This is a genomic window from Paracoccaceae bacterium (assembly GCA_012103375.1).
Classification (GTDB): domain Bacteria; phylum Pseudomonadota; class Alphaproteobacteria; order Rhodobacterales; family Rhodobacteraceae; genus WLWX01.
Genome location: WLWX01000001.1, coordinates 2,297,055 through 2,312,847, shown reverse-complemented (window position 1 = coordinate 2,312,847; position 15,793 = coordinate 2,297,055). Strand labels below are relative to the sequence as shown.

Here is a 15,793-nt window from a genome sequence, read left to right as displayed (position 1 = left end):
CTAAGCCAAAACTCGCCTGCGGGGATTCCTGCAGATAGGGATTTATCTGACTCGGGCTGCCTCGGGGGATTTGATACAACTTAGGGTAGATTTCCCGACCGAGGCGGACATGCAGGACGTTTTTGTAGACCCGAACACAGACGCGGCGACGTTGCAGGGCATCATCGACGCGGCGGTCGGTGAAACCACGATCCATCTGGCAGCGGGCACCTTTGTCTTCAACAGAACCGTGGTCATTGATCGCGACGATATCTCGCTGGTCGGGGCCGGCAGCGCGCAGACGACGATCATCGCCCACCCCACGCTCGGCAACGCGCCCGCGATCCAGCTTGGCCACGCCCTGCATCACCCGCAAATCGGCGACACCTATGAACTGGCAGCCCCTGCAAGGGCCGGTGCGACTGCGGCGGTGTTGGGTCAGGGCCACGGGGCGCAGGTGGGCGATTACCTCTATTTCACCCAGGAAAACACCGCCGCCTTCTTTGCCGAAATCGGCGATCAGGTCTGGCAGCAGGACAAGAACCTGCGCACCACATTGACCAAAGTAACAGTCGTTCAGGGCAACCGGGTCGAGTTTGAAACCCCGCTGGCCTTCGATTTCGACCCCGCCTATACGACGGTTGAAGATCGCCAAATCATCGACGGCAACACGCTCAGCGGGATTACAATCCGCGGCGGCTGGGGCACCGCCGAGGCTTCGGATTTTTCCAACACCGCGCCACAGGCGATGGGCAGTACGATGATCATGATCGGCGGAACGGCAAACGCAACGCTGTTCGATATCTCGATCCAGGATGCCGCCTCACACGGGATCACGGTGGCGGACAGCACTGGGCTGACAGCGCGCGACATCACCATCGACGGGGCCGTGAACAAGGGCATTGGCGGCAACGGCTATGGCCTGTGGATCCGCGATGTTCAGGACAGCAGCTTTCGCGACCTTACGATCATGGACATGCGCCATGCGGTCACCTTTGCCAGCTATACCTCGGCCACCGGCAACGACCTCCACGTCGCCAAAACCAACCGGGATATCAACTTCCACGGCGGGCGGGACCAGCACAATACCGTGGTCGTCGACAGCTCAATCCGTTCGGGCCCTGAGGAGGGCTACCTCGCCCCAACACTCTTCGTGAACGAGGGCACCAACTATGGCGCCCCGACCGAGGCCGCCGCCAACCTCGTCACCTTTCGCATTGTGGACGGCACCATTCGGGCGGAAACGGTCACCGCCCATGAATACGGCGCGACCCTGCACCTCAAAGGCGGCCCTGACACGGCGATCACCGGGCCTGGAAATGATTATGTCGATCTGGGCGCTGGCGATGATACCGCGCGAACCTCGGTCGGCTACGACAGCCTGATCGGCGGGCCGGGCGAGGGTACCGCGATTTTCGCAGCCAGCCTCAACGCCTATGCCACCCGGTGGGAGGGCGCGACGCTGATCGTGGAAACCGGGTCGGCCCGAACCCGCCTTAGCGAGTTTGAATGGGTCGTCTTCGACGACAAGACATTCGGCTTCGCCAGCGTTGAAACCAGATCGGCACATGCGCTGGAAAGCTGGGTCGACACCGGCGGAGCCGGGCTGGCACACGTCACCGGCGGCAATGGCTGGGAACGGATCTGGGTCGGCACATCTTCGCAGATGGGTGACAAACTGAATGCAATCGCCCTGCTGGGTGGGGATGATCTGGACATTTTCGGCAACGACCTGCGTAACCACGCCCTCGGGAATTCCGGCGCAAACCGGATCGAGGGCGCGGGCGGAAATGATCGTCTGGTCGGGCTGATGGGTGATGATGTTCTGTTGGGCGGCGATGGCAACGATTCACTGGTTGGTGGCCCTGGCGATGACGTCCTGGTCGGCGGGAATGGCCAGGACGATCTGATCGGCGGCACGGGTGCCGATACATTCGTGGCCACGCAAGGCCGCAATATCGTTCGCGATTTCAACCTAGACGAAGGGGACGAGTTCATCTTCAACAGCGACAGAACCAACAGCCTTGCCCCCGCGCTTGCGGCACATCTGGCCGGCACCAACACCGGATCGGCATTTTCGTTTGAGACGGTTTGGATCGACGGGACACAAAGTGTCCAGATCACCGCCCTGAACGCCGAGGCGCTGATCCTGTTCGACACCACATGGGACGATTTCTTCTAAAGCGCTATTCGGAACACCTGATCCGCTATCGAAATCGCCTGCGCCCGGTGCGCGCCAAAAGCGCGCGCAAGACCGGCCCCGCTGGTCTGGCGATCCATTCATGCTCTGCCCACGTCCGACGCCCCATCAGGACCAGCGCTTCGCTGCCATTTCGGCCAGGAAACCACAGAACATTCCGCCCAAGAGAATGGCGCCAATGATCGGCGCGGTCGCAATCATGAACAGATATTCCACCATCAAAGCAACCATATCCTGCAAGGCCTCGACCGGGCCGCCATACCGCATTCGCGTCGAATTCAGGGTCATCTGATAGCCACCCCAGGCCAGCAGGCACCAGAACAGCGTCGCCAGCACCGTGCTGAGGCCGACGCCAACGGCCCGCACCACCCCGTCACCGGAACGCGGCCCCATGATACGCCAACCCATCAGAAATCCGAACGCAGTGTTAACCTCGTGCAGCCACTTGGCCGGTGTCCCTTCCGGCAGCACGCCCATGACCATATCGGACACAAGCCACGCCAGCACTGCAAATGCGGCGGCCCCGATAAGCTTTGCGGCGGTTGGCATTGTGCGAAAACCCCTGCACCCCTGTTTCGCAGTGACTTTCCGTCAGGAACGCCGGTCGCGCAAGCCCCGCTGAAAACTCCGGTTAACTAATCCCGGCCCCACCGCAACAGCGCGGCGACACGAGCGGCAATCGAACGCCGCTGGATTTGCAGGGTCCGCGCCTATCAGTTTTCACGTTCCTGCGCGATGATCTGCTGCAATTGCTCCAGCGGCACCGCGCCCGGAACCAGCGTGTTGCCGACAACGAAACTGGGCGTACCGCTGATGCCAAGCGCCGCCGCAAGCGCACGCGAATTTTCGATGTGCTCATCTATTTCGGGCGCATTCATGTCCACGCGCAGCTGATCAACGTCCAGGCCGTTATCGCGGGCCAGCTTTAAGACGCTGGCCAGTTGCGCCTGCCCCTTCATCGACATCAGCGCCCAGTGAAACGCCTCGTACCCGTCCTGATTGCGCGCCGCCAGCGCCACGCGCGCGGCCTCGACCGACCCTTCGCTGAGGATCGGAAACTCGCGCATGACCAACCGAACGTTCGGGTCGCTTTCAAGCAAGCTGGCGACCGCCTCGCTGGATTCACGGCAGAAGTGACAATTGTAGTCGAAGAATTCGACAACCGTGACGTCTCCGTCCGGGTTTCCAAGAACCTCTGCCTGCGGATCATTGAACAACAGCTCTTCATTCTCGACCAGCGCGGCCGCGGCACTTGCGGCCTGTTCGGCCTGTTCGCGCTGTTGCAGGATCGCCACCGCTTCCATCACGATTTCCGGATTTTCGAGTATTGTTTCCAGAACCAACCGCTTCACATCTTCCGTGGTCAGCGATTGTGCATGCACCGGCGCAATTGCAAGAATCGTTACGAATAAAGCGGCAAACAGTCGATACATCAGGTTTCCAACTCTCTTATGTGGCGCCCCCTATGGGTCGCCGTGATGGCGTTCCGGTTCACTCTATCCCCTATTATCGCGGCGTGCAGAAGCCTCTGACACGGCTTGGCGGCAATTTTCCCGCCAACATGCGCAAAACAGGCACCGCAGGGTGGCCATCGCGATGCAGTGACACCCGCAGAAGACCCCATAGCGCGTTGAAATAGAAGGTAAATTCAGCAGTTCGGTGATGATTGTCCCCGAACCGGAAACAATGTTTTGCCTGCCGCCCTACCCCGATCAAGCGCCGCGCACTGCGCATCAACACTGCGTGAAGACTTTGGCAACTGCGCAACACAGGCATGTTTTTGCGCATTTAGACGCTGCATAAGTTCGGGAAATCAGTAAAAGCGGTGTGGGGATACCCGAAACGGATGCGCAGCGCCGCCGGCCAAGACAGCAGTTGTGACAGCAAACCTGCGAAACAGGAGACGTAGAAGATGTTTACACGTAGAGAGGCGCTTGTCGCGTCAGGGGCGGCCGGGCTTGTTGCCGCCACGGCTGGATCAGCCACTGCCCAGTCAGCTTTCAAACTGCCCGAGAAGTTCAATCCGCGCGAAGTGCGCGTCGACAAGGATATCGCGACCAACACGATCATCATCGTGACAGGTAAGCATTTCCTTTATCACGTCGGCGAAAAGCCGGGCAAAGCCGTACGCTATGGCGTCGGTGTTGGACGCGCCGGACTTGAATTCAAAGGGACGGCCGTGATCGGCGCCAAGAAAGAATGGCCCAGCTGGACCCCGACCCAGGACATGATCCGACGTGAGCCTGAGAATTACGCCCAATGGGCCGATGGCATGCCCGGTGGCCCGAAGAACCCGCTGGGCGCGCGCGCGCTGTACCTGTTCCAGAACGGCGCCGACACCTTCTTCCGCATCCACGGCACGACCGTGCCACGCTCGATCGGAACTTCCGTGTCAAACGGCTGCATCCGCATGATCAACGAGCATGTGACGCATCTGTATGACCGGACCGCGATCGGCACCAAGGTTATCGTCGTCTGACACCGGGACGACTGATCAGAACAGGGGCCGCCCGATTGGGTGGCCCTTTTTTGTTGCGCGCACCGCGTCCTTTACTGGCGACATTACGCGAACGCCTGCCCAAAACAGGGCGCGCACCGGGCGTAAGCTTTTCCGATAACGTTCAGTCGGTCACGATGGCGCCTCAGCCCCCCAGCGCAAGCTGTTTGCCCCAAACGCCCGCACCATCGCGATACCACTGCCGCAACAGCGCCCGTTCCTCGGGTTCGATGAACGACAGGTTGGCGGGCGGCATCGCATGGGTGACGGCAGCCTGCAGATAGATCTCTTTCGCAGCCGCCGCGATCTGCAAATCAGTTTCTAGATGCACAGCCTTCGGGGCACGGTGCAGCCCGTCCCAGGACGGTTCGGCCGCGTGACACATCGAACAGCGCCCCTGCACGATATTGCGCGCATCCTCCCAGCTGTCGACCTGCATAAACGCTGTTTCCGAGGCTGTTGGCGCGCGATCCTCCTCCTCTGCCATCGGCGCGGTCGATAACCACATGATTGCAAGGAACAAAGCTGCCGTCACGAACCACGTCCAATGCGGGTTCCCCTTCTTTGCGTGATGCGTGTTGAACCAGTGCCGGATCGTCACACCCATCAGAAACACCAGACTGGCGATGATCCAGTTGAAGTCGGTCGCAAAGGCCAGCGGGTAATGCGTGGACAGCATCAGGAAGATGACCGGCAGCGTCAGATAGTTGTTGTGGGTCGAACGTAGCTTGGCGATCTTGCCGTATTTGGCATCCGGTTCCCGCCCCGCCTGCAGGTCCGCCACGACGATCCTCTGGTTCGGCATTATGATGAAAAAGACGTTTGCGGACATGATCGTCGCGGTGAAGGCACCCAGGTGCAACAGCGCCGCGCGCCCGGTGAAGACCTGCGTGTAACCCCATGACATCACGGTCAAAAGAACGAACAGCAGAACCATCAGAGTTGTCGGGCTTTCACCCAGCGGCGACTTGCAAAGGAAATCATAGATGATCCAGCCGACAGCCAAAGAGCCTGCGGAAATCAGGATCGCCTGCCACAGTGCCAGATCGGCAACCGCAGGGTCGATCAGGAACATCTCGGCACCGACCCAGTACACCACCGCCAGCATCGCCGCCCCGGATAACCAGGTGGCATAGCTTTCCCATTTGAACCAGGTCAGATGCTCGGGCATGGCTTCGGGCGCGACGAGGTATTTCTGGATGTGGTAGAACCCACCCCCGTGAACCTGCCATTCCTCGCCATCTGCCGGGCCGGGGATGGACCGGTTCAGGCCAAGATCCAATGCGATGAAATAGAACGACGACCCGATCCAGGCGATCGCCGTGATGACGTGGATCCAGCGAACCGCAAAGGCCAGCCATTCCCACATGATTGCAAGGTCCTGCATTTTTTGTCCCAGCCTCCCGCGCTTGTCTAAGTCCGTTTGCCGAACGATCTCAAAAACTTCCAAACAGACCCGATCGCAGCCAATCCTCCTGCGACTGAACCAATTATCACTAGCAGAGCGTACATTCTGCCGAAACGCGCTTCTGTCCCGTGAACAAACCGATGCGACATCAGCTTGACCCACGGATATTCCACGCAGCGCCTCGTTCGTTCCGTGGTTGGTGTGGCTCCGGTCACTTCACGCACACGCCAACCGTCGCAAAACCCGTCATCAACATAGATCACTTGACCAAAGTTCAGCGTCTGAGGCGCCGGCTCCTCAGACCGCAAATTCTCATCATCCATGAGAAATAGAATGGCCAGTATTACGGTAACCAGAACGATCGTAGCGGCACCGAAACGAGCCAAACGCATCAGCTGCCCCGATACGTCGAATAACCGAACGGCGAAAGCAGCAGCGGCACGTGGTAGTGGTCGGCCTCGGACATGCCGAAACGGATCGGGATCTCGGACAGGAAACGGGGATCTTCGGGCGGTGTTCCAACCTTGTTGAGGTAGTCAGCGCAGTTGAAGAACAGCTCGTAAGTGCCTGTCTCAAATTTATCTTCCGGCAGAATCGGCACGTCCGTCCGGCCATCGGCATTTGTCACCGCTTCACCGATCTTCCGGTGGCTGTTGCCCGTGACCCGGTAGAGCGTGATCGTAATCCCCTCGGCTGGGCAGCCGTTCGCCGTGTCCAGCACGTGGGTGGTAAGATAACCGGTCATGGACGCCTCCGCTTTGCACATCTAAGAAAGGGCTATCACCCCATGGGGGCGCGTCAAGATGGATAGATACATGCGTTACGACAGAGATTTTCGCGGCCACGGGCCAAATTCAACCGATCCGAAGTGGCCAAATGGCGCGAAGATCGCCGTGCAATTCGTTGTAAATTATGAAGAAGGTGGCGAAAACTCCATTGCCCATGGCGATGCTGCGTCCGAGGCTTTTTTGTCCGAAATCGTCGGCGCCGCCGCCTGGCCCGGTCAGCGCCACTGGAACATGGAGACGATCTATGACTTCGGCGCGCGCGCCGGTTTCTGGCGTTTGCACCGGATGTTCACCACTGCCGGGATTCGCCCGACGGTCTTTGCCGTCGCGACGGCGCTGGCGCGCGGGCCGGAACAGGTTGCCGCGATGAAGGCAGCAGAGTGGGAGATTGCGACCCACGGGCTTAAGTGGATCGAATACAAGGATTTTTCCGAAGCGGACGAACGCGACCACATTGCGAAAGCCATCGCGCTGCACACCGAAGTCGTCGGGGAACGCCCGCGCGGGTTCTACCAAGGCCGTGCCTCGACGAACACCGTCCGCCTGGGGGCCGAGGCGGGGTTTGATTACCTGGCAGACAGTTACGCGGATGAGCTTCCGTATTGGATTAACTTTGGCGATCAACCCGCTCTGATCGTTCCCTATACGCTGGACGCCAACGATATGCGCTTTGCCACGCCGCAGGGGTTCAACTCGGGCGATCAGTTCTATGCCTACCTCAAGGACAGCTTTGATGTGCTCTATGCCGAAGGACAGGCCGGATCGGCCAAGATGATGTCCATCGGCCTGCATTGCCGCCTGGCCGGGCGACCAGGTCGGGCTGCGGCGGTGCAACGGTTCATCGACTATGCGCTGGGCCACGCCGACGTCTGGTTCCCGACCCGGCTTGAGGTTGCGGACCACTGGCGCGCAACCCACCCCTATCAGCCCCAATCCAGCCCGTCCCAAATGGATAAGGATGCCTTCGTCGCTGCCTATGGCGGCATCTTCGAACACTCGCCCTGGGTTGCCGAACGGGCCCATGCGCTAGAACTCGGCCCGGCCCATGACAGCGCGACGGGCCTGCACAACGTCCTCTGCCGGGCATTCCGAACCGCGAATCAGGGCGAACGTCTGGGCGTCCTGACCGCCCATCCGGATCTTGCTGGCAAACTGGCGGCGGCAAAAAGGCTGACGGATGAATCCACCTCGGAACAGGCCAGCGCCGGCCTTGATGCGCTGACGGCGGACGAACACGCCACCTTTACCCGCCTCAACACCGCCTACACAGAAAAGTTCGGCTTCCCCTTCATCATTGCCGTGCGCGACCACGACAAGGCGGGCATCCTCGCCGCATTCGAGCGCCGTATCAACAACACCCGCGACACCGAATTCGCCGAGGCTTGCCGACAGGTCGAACGCATTGCCGAGTTCCGTCTGATGGACCTGCTGCCGTGACGAAGATCGCCATCGAGCCGCTGACGTCAAAGGCGTTCGCGCCCTTTGGCGACATCCTGCAAGCCACTGGCGAGCCTACGAAAATCATCAATCAGGGCAAATGTGGGCGCTGGCATGATCTGGCAACGCTCGACTTTGCGGAAGGGCGCGCCGGGATCAGTCTGTTCCGGGCAGTTGCGCGCGCCGTGCCCTTTGCGCAGGACCTGGTCGAGCGGCATCCGGAAGGCTCTCAGGCGTTCGTGCCCATGTCGGAACATCCCTGGCTGGTGATCGTCGCCGAAGACATCGGCGGACAGCCCGGTCGCCCCAGCGCGTTCGAGGTTCCGCCCCACACCGGGATCAATTTCCACCGGGGCACCTGGCACGGCGTCCTGACCCCGCTGCATGCGCCGGGCCTGTTTGCGGTTATCGACCGGATCGGTACAGGCGACAATCTGGAAGAATTTTACTTCCCAAAGCCCTATATAGTCGGCTAGTTTTCGCCGACAACGAGATGTTGGCACGCGACCTATTCGTGTAGCCGCACAAAAACCTGGCCGCTTTGCGGGCACAACCAAAGGGACAGACATGGCCGACGCATCGATCGGAACGCCAGAGCAGCTGCGCGATCCAAACTATACACCTCCAATGGGACAGGCGATCCCGCTGGGCATCCAGCATGTGCTGGCAATGTTCGTTTCCAACGTTACACCGGCGATCATCATCGCGGGTGTCGCGGGCTTTGGATTTGGTTCACCCGATGTCGGCACGCTGATCTACATGATCCAGATGTCGATGTTCTTTGCGGGCATCGCCACATTGATCCAGACCATCGGCATCGGCCCGGTCGGGGCCAAGCTGCCCATCGTTCAGGGCACGTCCTTCGCTTTCCTGCCGGTGATGATCCCGGCCATGGTGGGGGCTGGCACCGCCGGGCTTGCCGGGCTGATGGGCGGCGTCATCATTGGCGGCATCTTCCACTTCATCATCGGCTTGTTCATCAAGCGTATCCGCTTTGCGCTGCCGCCGCTGATCACCGGGCTGATCGTGCTGATGATCGGTCTGGCGCTGATCAAGGTCGGTATTGAATACGCCGCAGGCGGTGCCGGAGACTTCAACCGCAGCAAGGAAACATGGGGCGGCATCGGAAACTGGACGCAGGCGCTGGTGGTGATCGTGGTGACCCTTGGCATCAAGTTCTATGCCAAAGGCTTCCTCTCTGTCGCAGCCGTCCTGATCGGTCTGATCGCCGGTTACATCCTGGCCTTCGTGATGGGCGATGTCAGCTTTGGCAGCATCGGCAACGCTTCGTGGTTTGCCCTGCCCCAGCCCTTCGCCTTCGGCTTCGAAATCAACGGAGCCATCGTCATCGGTATGTGCCTGATGGCCTTCATCTCGGCCATTGAAACGGTCGGCGACACCTCGGGCATCACCAAGGGTGGCGCGGACCGTGAAGCAACGGATGAAGAGGTTCAGGGTGCAACCTTCGCAGACGGCGTCGGAACAGCCGTCGCCGGCATCTTCGGCGGCCTGCCCAACACCTCGTTCAGCCAGAACGTCGGTCTGATCGCCATGACCGGCGTGATGAGCCGTCATGTGGTCACCATTGGGGCGTTGTTCCTGATCGGGGCCGGGCTGGTTCCCAAAGTCGGGGCGATCGTCAATACGATCCCGATCCAGGTTCTGGGCGGCGGCGTCATCGTCATGTTCGGCATGGTCGCAGCGGCAGGCATCAACATGCTGTCGGACGTGAACTGGAACCGGCGCAACATGATCATCTTCGCGATCTCGCTGTCGATCGGCCTTGGGCTGCAACAGGTGCCGGACGCGATGGCCTTCCTTGGGACCACGATGAAGATCCTGCTGACCTCGGGCCTGCTGCCCGCAGCGGTCATCGCGATCGTGCTGAACCTGATCCTGCCGGAGGAGCTTGACTGACAAAACGTCAAAGCACTGAAAACACCAAAGGCCCCCGGACACCGGGGGTTTTTTTTCATGCGCCAACTTGTGCAGGGCCAAGCCCGTCTGACGCAGTCAGGCGCCAGCCCCCCATTGTGCACGGAACCAAAGCGGGGATACTGTTGAAGAAGTCGATGTTTTGGTCGGCGCGTTGTTGAGCGAGAGGCGGCCGCGCGCCGTTTTCTTTCACGTTGGCACTGTTGCTGGCACCAACTTCGCCAGTTTCCGGAGGTTTTGAGCTGTTGCTGCGAGTTGGAACTGTTCGGTTGCGCCTTTGGGTCCTCGAAGCCGCATCATCTGCACGCCGATGTATCGTTTCAGGTGGGCAAAGAGCATTTCAACCTTCCGCCTTTGGATGAACGACGTCATGTAGGCATCTGTTTTTCGGATATCGCGAGCGACGTCTCGGGCGGCTTCGTGAACGGACCGCATAAGGCGTCTGCCGTCGTCCTTCGGACAGCATTGCGACTTCAGAGGGCATGCGTCGCAATCGTGCTTTGAGGCTCGGTATCTGATGAACCCGTCTTTGCTGCCATTGGGCTTTCGCGGTTTTGAGAAGTTCCGCCGATATGTTTGCAAGGCTTTGCCGGTCGGGCAAGTATAGCTGTCGGTCGCCGGGTCGTAGACAAAGTCTTCGCGTGAGAATGTGCCGTCAGTTCGTTTTGACTTATCCCAGACCGGAATGTGGGGTTCGATTTGACGTTCGTCCACAAGCCAGCCCAACATCTCGGCTGATCCGTAACCCGTATCACCCACAAGCTTGTCAGGTTTGATGCCAAACCGCTCATGTACACGATCGATCATCTCCCTTGCTGCCCGCGCCTCTGCAGGCCGGATCGGAGCCGTCGGCTCGACGTCCACGATGACTGCATTATCCAAATCGACCATATAGTTAGTGGAATAGGCAAAGTAGGCGGCTCCCCCGTCAGCCCCAGTCCAACGCGCTGCTGGATCAGCCGGTGAGATGTATTTGGGGACGACCTTGGTCGCAGCACCGAAGGCCACATCATCCAGCGTCTCGAGATATTCGTCGACGGCACGGGACGTCAGATCTGCTGGCAGTCCGTCTTTGCTTTCAACGCCGCGCGTCTGGTTTGCATTCGCGGGGATCAGACTGGCATCAACACCAAAGCTGTGGCCGCCAACCAGCCCCTCATCCATGCAGCGCTGCAAAACGACCTCGAACAAATGTCGGAACAAACCGCTCTCGCGGAAACGGCCATGCCGGTTCTTAGAGAATGTCGAATGGTCGGGCACTGGATCAGCCAAATCAAGCTTACAAAACCAACGATACGCCAGATTGACATGAACCTCTTCGCAAAGCCGTCGCTCGGAACGGATGCCCTGACAATAGCCCAACAACAGCATGCGGATCATCAGTTCAGGATCAATCGAAGGGCGGCCATTGGCACTGTAGTATGAAGCGAGCAAGGGGCGCACACCTGTCAGATCAAGGAAGCGATCAATTCCCCGGACGGGATGATCCTTCGGCACAAAACTCTCGATCGAGAACTCATAGAACAGCGCGCCTTGCGCAACTTGCCTTGGACCCATCATCGCCGAACCCTCCACCCTCAAAACAAGTGAATCAGAGCGTGCGCGGCCAATCAACGGACTTTTTCAACAGTATCCGGGGCCGCCGAGAATTCGTCAGCCCGCGCCGCGCCAAAGGCGGCCCGTCCTAAATCTCTGAATCGCCACAGGAATTACCTGCGCCAGCCCGCCGGTCCGCCGCGCGCCCTGCTAAGGACGGGCGTTCATCTTCGGGCATCGTTGCGGATCAAATGGATGATGCTTCAGCCCTGCCAAACGCACGGCTGCAGTGGCGTCGTCCTACGTGACCGCCCTAAGCTGCCTTCTTTTGCAGCTTGTCCATGATCCCGCGATAGCCACCTTCGGACATGAAGGCGTCCTCTTCCGGGCTGGAGTTGCGGCCCAAAGCGGCGTTCCGGAACGGAAAACGCCCGAACATGCGAATGATCTCACGGTGGGCGCGGGCGTGATCAATGTTGTCGGCCCCGGTTTTTGGCATGCGCGTCTTCACCAGACGCACGGCACGGTCCTGATCGGACAGGCATTCGGAATGCATCAGCGGCATATAGAAAAACTGGCGCGCCGGTTCGTCGATCCGCATATCCCATTCCCGCTTGATCGCCATCTTCGCCGCCGAACGCGCGGCCCGGTCGGTCGCGAACGACAACCCAGACCCGCGATGCATGTTGCGCGAAAACTGATCGGTTATGATGATATATGCCAGCGTCCCCGCCGCATGCGTCAGCCAAAGCGACAAACCGCCATCAGCAGCACGCTGCCAGGTGTCCAAAAATTTGTCGCGGATATCAGCGTCCAGATCGTCCCCGCCTGCATACCACGCCGGGGGGCCTTTCTCGTCCAGCCAATAAGCCAGAACCTCGTCAGGGGTAGTCATACGACATGCTCCGTCGTTGTCAGTTACGTTTCCCGCCAGACGAGTCGAAGCGTTGCAAATCCGCTAAGACTTGGCAACAGGGTCTGGTTCGATTTCGTCAATTCTTTCTTCCTCTAGCGCGGTCTCGATATCAAATTCCTGTGCCAGCTCAACCGCAAGTGGAGTCGCACTTGGCAGAACCGGCGTATAGCTTGCGGTCTCATCAATCGGGGTGGAGGGGCGCTGTGTCATCCGCCACAGCGAATACGCCGCAAGCGCAGCCATCAGGATGCCAAGGAACACCCAGAAGCCGACCGGCCCCACCTGCCCCATCATCCAGCCGACGATCAACGGGCCCGAAATCGCGCCGACCCCGTTGATGAACACCATCCCGCCCGAGGCCGCGGCCATGTCTTCGTGTTCCAGATAATCGTTGGTATAGGCGATCAGCAGCGCATACAGCGGATTGGCCAGCCCGCCGATAAAGAATGCCGCAACCAGCAGCACCGGGAAGAACCCGCCCAAAAATGCACCCAGGATCGACACGACGATCCCCGCAACCGCCGTCAGCGCAATCAGCTGCCTGCGATCCATCCGGTCCGACATCCAGCCGATCGGATATTGCAACACCAGCCCGCCGATGTAAATCGCCGCCACAAAGGTCGAAATCTGCGTGACGCTCAGACCCGCAAGCGAGCCATAGACCGCAGACATCCCGAACTGCGTTGAAAACACACCGCCCATCAGGAACATGCCGACACACCCGGTCGGAGAGACCTGCCAAAGCTGCCGCAATGTCATCGGCTTGGTGGTGTCGAACGCGGGCGTCGGATTGATGCTCAGCAGGATCGGCATGAAGCTGAGTGACACCAGGATCGACGGGATGATGAACAGCTCATACCCCGATGGATCGCCCAGCGTGATGATCGCCTGCGCGATGGTGATCCCGGCCATCTGCACGATCATATAAGCCGACAGCGCCTTGCCGCGATTGTCATTGGTCGTCGCATTGTTCAGCCAGCTTTCCGCCGTCACATAGACGCCCGAAAAGCAGAAACCGAAGATGATGCGCAGAAAGCTCCATGCGGCCGGATCGGCCAGCATCGGATACAGCACCAGAATCGCCGAGATGGTCGAGCCGAGCGCCGCAAAAACCCGCACATGCCCGACACGGCGGATCATCAGCGGGGCAACCCGCGATCCGCCAAGGAACCCGACGAAATAGGACGACATTATGACCGACAGCTCGATCGTCGTGAACCCTTCGATCGCGCCGCGCAAGCCCAGCAATGTGCCTTGCAGGCCGTTGCCCATCATCAGCAAAAGCATGCCAAGCAAAAGTGCCCAAGCGCTGCCGAGTACCTGAAACATGGCCCGAATTCCTTAGTCGAATGCTTACGCGCCTAACGCGAAAAACGACTCAGCGCTCGGTCAGACGCGACGCCTTTGGTCGCATTTGGAAGCCGGGGCAAGGGGCATTTTGGGCTGATTGTGTTGAAAAACTCCGAAATCAGAGCGTCGCGGATTTCTTGCGAAAACCTATGAAGCGAAATAGTCGGAAAGCTTTGACCACGAGACAGCGCATGGCTGCGCGTGAGCGCATGTAGGCGATTTGGGCCGACCCCCGCGCCAAAAATTTAGGATCGGGCTGCATGGAAAGAAAAATCATCGTTCAGGCCCTAAAACGGAGTTTTTCAACACAATCGGCTGATCCGGGTCCGGCCATATCCGATAATTTTTATGGCAACGATCCCCGGGGGTTACCCGACAAAATCAGGCGGCAGGAAGTCGCTGTTCCACCAGGGTCGCCCAATAGGAACAGCCGTGCGGGATCGCCTCGTCGTTAAAGTTGTATTCCGGGTGGTGCACGCCGGCGCCCGGGCCGTTGCCAACCTCGATATAGGCACCGGGTCGAACCTCCAGCATGCAGGCGAAATCCTCCCCGCCCATGGTGATTTTTGCATCTGTATCGCAATCCCCGGAAACCGCGCGCGCAGCAGCAGCGGCATAATCGGTTTCGGTTTCAGAATTGACCATCGCTGGGTATTTTCGCGTATAGGCAACCTCGGCAGTTGCACCAAAGGCCTGCGCCGTTGACCGCGCGATCTGACCCAGCCGCGCCTCGGCCAGATCGCGGGTTGCGGGCGTCATGGTACGAACGGTTCCCCGCAACGTGACGGTCTGCGCGATGACGTTGTAAGCGTCGTTGTCGGGTTCGAACGCGGTGATCGACACGACACATTTGTCGTCGGGGTGGAGGTTGCGCGCAACAATGCTCTGCAAGGCAACCACAATATGCGAGGCGACAAGGATCGGGTCGATCACCTCATGCGGTTTCGCGGCATGACCGCCCTGCCCCGTGACCGTAATGTCGAAGATATCAGCCGAGGCATAGAACGCGCCGGGGCGAATGCGGAACGCGCCGATGTCCAGGTTTGGCTGGTTATGCATGCCATAGACCTCGTCGATGGCGAAACGGTCGAACACCCCCTCGTCCACCATCAACTGCCCACCACCGCCGCCTTCTTCGGCGGGCTGGAAGATCACCGCGACGGTGCCGTCGAAGTTGCCCGTCTCGGCCAGGTATTTCGCCGCCCCCAGCAACATCGCGGTATGACCGTCATGGCCGCAGGCATGCATCGCGCCGGGGGTTTTGCTGGCATAGGGCACGCCCGTTGCCTCTTCTATCGGCAGCGCGTCCATATCCGCACGCAGGCCCACTGTGCGGCCCGAAGTGTCGGCCTTGCCCCGGATGATCCCCACAACCCCGGTGCGCGCGATGCCGGTCACCACCTCGTCACACCCAAATTCACGCAGCTTGTCTGCGACGATGGCTGCGGTGCGGTGCGTTTCGAACAGGATCTCAGGATGTTCGTGCAGATCGCGCCGCCATTCGGTGATTTCGGGCAGCAGGTCAGCGAAGCGGTTTTTGATGGGCATGGCGGGTCCTGAGAATATGTGAATTCGGCATCGCGGTCGACGATTATTGCGCTGCCAAACTGCCTTCGCCGCCTCCAATGTACAAGCCGTGCACTTGCCAGCCCGTGGGTTGGCGAACCAACAGTCGTGCGGGGCACTTGGATGGCTGCGTGATCCCGTCAAATCTGAAGGAAGCGCTTACCTCACCCATCGCCAACCC

At 59.8% G+C, this 15,793-nt stretch carries 14 protein-coding genes; 6 read left to right on the top strand and 8 right to left on the bottom strand.

What is annotated here, in order from left to right; translation table 11 throughout:
• Positions 1 to 109: 109 nt before the first annotated feature.
• A complete protein-coding gene (locus GKR99_11770; protein NKB28189.1) occupies positions 110 to 2,161 on the top strand; it encodes a hypothetical protein in 2,052 nt (683 codons plus the stop codon).
• A 126-nt stretch (positions 2,162 to 2,287) separates the two neighbouring features.
• Here GKR99_11770 and GKR99_11765 read toward each other — a convergent pair whose 3' ends face one another.
• Both GKR99_11765 and GKR99_11760 read right to left on the bottom strand, forming a co-directional pair.
• Entirely contained in the window at positions 2,288 to 2,728 is a 441-nt protein-coding gene (locus tag GKR99_11765; protein ID NKB28188.1) for a TrgA family protein, read from the bottom strand.
• Positions 2,729 to 2,892: 164 nt separating this feature from the next.
• Entirely contained in the window at positions 2,893 to 3,612 is a 720-nt protein-coding gene (locus GKR99_11760; protein NKB28187.1) for a thioredoxin domain-containing protein, read from the bottom strand.
• Between the two features lie 479 nt (positions 3,613 to 4,091).
• Here GKR99_11760 and GKR99_11755 point away from each other — a divergent pair, with 479 nt between their 5' ends.
• The gene (locus GKR99_11755) at positions 4,092 to 4,658 is read left to right on the top strand and encodes a L,D-transpeptidase family protein (GenBank protein NKB28186.1); all 567 of its coding nucleotides are present in this window, start codon (positions 4,092 to 4,094) and stop codon (positions 4,656 to 4,658) included.
• Positions 4,659 to 4,821: 163 nt separating this feature from the next.
• Here the strand turns inward: GKR99_11755 and GKR99_11750 are convergent, their stop codons facing one another.
• Both GKR99_11750 and uraH read right to left on the bottom strand, forming a co-directional pair.
• Entirely contained in the window at positions 4,822 to 6,063 is a 1,242-nt protein-coding gene (locus GKR99_11750; protein ID NKB28185.1) for a cysteine desulfurase, read from the bottom strand.
• 412 nt (positions 6,064 to 6,475) lie between these two features.
• Positions 6,476 to 6,829 carry a hydroxyisourate hydrolase gene (gene uraH, locus GKR99_11745; protein ID NKB28184.1) on the bottom strand — a complete coding sequence of 118 codons (354 nt, stop codon included), beginning with the start codon at positions 6,827 to 6,829 and terminating at the stop codon, positions 6,476 to 6,478.
• Between the two features lie 58 nt (positions 6,830 to 6,887).
• Between uraH and puuE the strand changes: the two genes are divergently transcribed.
• The 3 genes from puuE to GKR99_11730 all read left to right on the top strand — a co-directional run bounded on the left by puuE (position 6,888) and on the right by GKR99_11730 (position 10,226).
• Positions 6,888 to 8,309: an allantoinase PuuE gene (gene puuE, locus GKR99_11740; protein ID NKB28183.1), complete on the top strand. Its 1,422-nt coding sequence runs from the start codon at positions 6,888 to 6,890 to the stop codon at positions 8,307 to 8,309.
• Positions 8,306 to 8,785: an ureidoglycolate lyase gene (locus GKR99_11735; protein ID NKB28182.1), complete on the top strand. Its 480-nt coding sequence runs from the start codon at positions 8,306 to 8,308 to the stop codon at positions 8,783 to 8,785. The genes puuE and GKR99_11735 overlap by 4 nt, the downstream gene beginning before the upstream one ends.
• A gap of 91 nt (positions 8,786 to 8,876) precedes the next feature.
• Complete coding sequence (locus GKR99_11730; protein NKB28181.1) at positions 8,877 to 10,226, top strand: purine permease; 1,350 nt, start codon at positions 8,877 to 8,879, stop codon at positions 10,224 to 10,226.
• 207 nt (positions 10,227 to 10,433) lie between these two features.
• Here the strand turns inward: GKR99_11730 and GKR99_11725 are convergent, their stop codons facing one another.
• The 3 genes from GKR99_11725 to GKR99_11715 all read right to left on the bottom strand — a co-directional run bounded on the left by GKR99_11725 (position 10,434) and on the right by GKR99_11715 (position 14,025).
• Complete coding sequence (locus GKR99_11725) at positions 10,434 to 11,804, bottom strand: transposase (GenBank protein ID NKB28180.1); 1,371 nt, start codon at positions 11,802 to 11,804, stop codon at positions 10,434 to 10,436.
• Positions 11,805 to 12,093: 289 nt separating this feature from the next.
• Entirely contained in the window at positions 12,094 to 12,675 is a 582-nt protein-coding gene (locus tag GKR99_11720) for a DUF924 family protein (protein NKB28179.1), read from the bottom strand.
• A 63-nt stretch (positions 12,676 to 12,738) separates the two neighbouring features.
• On the bottom strand, positions 12,739 to 14,025 hold the full coding sequence (locus GKR99_11715; GenBank protein NKB28178.1) for an MFS transporter: 1,287 nt from the start codon (positions 14,023 to 14,025) through the stop codon (positions 12,739 to 12,741).
• 20 nt (positions 14,026 to 14,045) lie between these two features.
• Between GKR99_11715 and GKR99_11710 the strand changes: the two genes are divergently transcribed.
• Positions 14,046 to 14,261: a hypothetical protein gene (locus GKR99_11710; GenBank protein NKB28177.1), complete on the top strand. Its 216-nt coding sequence runs from the start codon at positions 14,046 to 14,048 to the stop codon at positions 14,259 to 14,261.
• A 166-nt stretch (positions 14,262 to 14,427) separates the two neighbouring features.
• Here the strand turns inward: GKR99_11710 and GKR99_11705 are convergent, their stop codons facing one another.
• Positions 14,428 to 15,594, bottom strand: a complete 1,167-nt coding sequence (locus GKR99_11705; GenBank protein NKB28176.1) for an amidohydrolase — start codon at positions 15,592 to 15,594, stop codon at positions 14,428 to 14,430.
• Positions 15,595 to 15,793 lie beyond the last annotated feature (199 nt).

Coding starts and splice junctions, on each gene's coding strand:
- GKR99_11760 (NKB28187.1), bottom strand. CDS start 3,612: ATGTATCGACTGTTTGCCGCTTTATTCGTAACGATTCTTGCAATTGCG.
- GKR99_11715 (NKB28178.1), bottom strand. CDS start 14,025: ATGTTTCAGGTACTCGGCAGCGCTTGGGCACTTTTGCTTGGCATGCTT.
- puuE (NKB28183.1), top strand. CDS start 6,888: ATGGATAGATACATGCGTTACGACAGAGATTTTCGCGGCCACGGGCCA.
- GKR99_11730 (NKB28181.1), top strand. CDS start 8,877: ATGGCCGACGCATCGATCGGAACGCCAGAGCAGCTGCGCGATCCAAAC.
- GKR99_11710 (NKB28177.1), top strand. CDS start 14,046: ATGCTTACGCGCCTAACGCGAAAAACGACTCAGCGCTCGGTCAGACGC.
- GKR99_11720 (NKB28179.1), bottom strand. CDS start 12,675: ATGACTACCCCTGACGAGGTTCTGGCTTATTGGCTGGACGAGAAAGGC.
- GKR99_11705 (NKB28176.1), bottom strand. CDS start 15,594: ATGCCCATCAAAAACCGCTTCGCTGACCTGCTGCCCGAAATCACCGAA.
- uraH (NKB28184.1), bottom strand. CDS start 6,829: ATGACCGGTTATCTTACCACCCACGTGCTGGACACGGCGAACGGCTGC.
- GKR99_11725 (NKB28180.1), bottom strand. CDS start 11,804: ATGATGGGTCCAAGGCAAGTTGCGCAAGGCGCGCTGTTCTATGAGTTC.
- GKR99_11755 (NKB28186.1), top strand. CDS start 4,092: ATGTTTACACGTAGAGAGGCGCTTGTCGCGTCAGGGGCGGCCGGGCTT.
- GKR99_11770 (NKB28189.1), top strand. CDS start 110: ATGCAGGACGTTTTTGTAGACCCGAACACAGACGCGGCGACGTTGCAG.
- GKR99_11765 (NKB28188.1), bottom strand. CDS start 2,728: ATGCCAACCGCCGCAAAGCTTATCGGGGCCGCCGCATTTGCAGTGCTG.
- GKR99_11750 (NKB28185.1), bottom strand. CDS start 6,063: ATGCAGGACCTTGCAATCATGTGGGAATGGCTGGCCTTTGCGGTTCGC.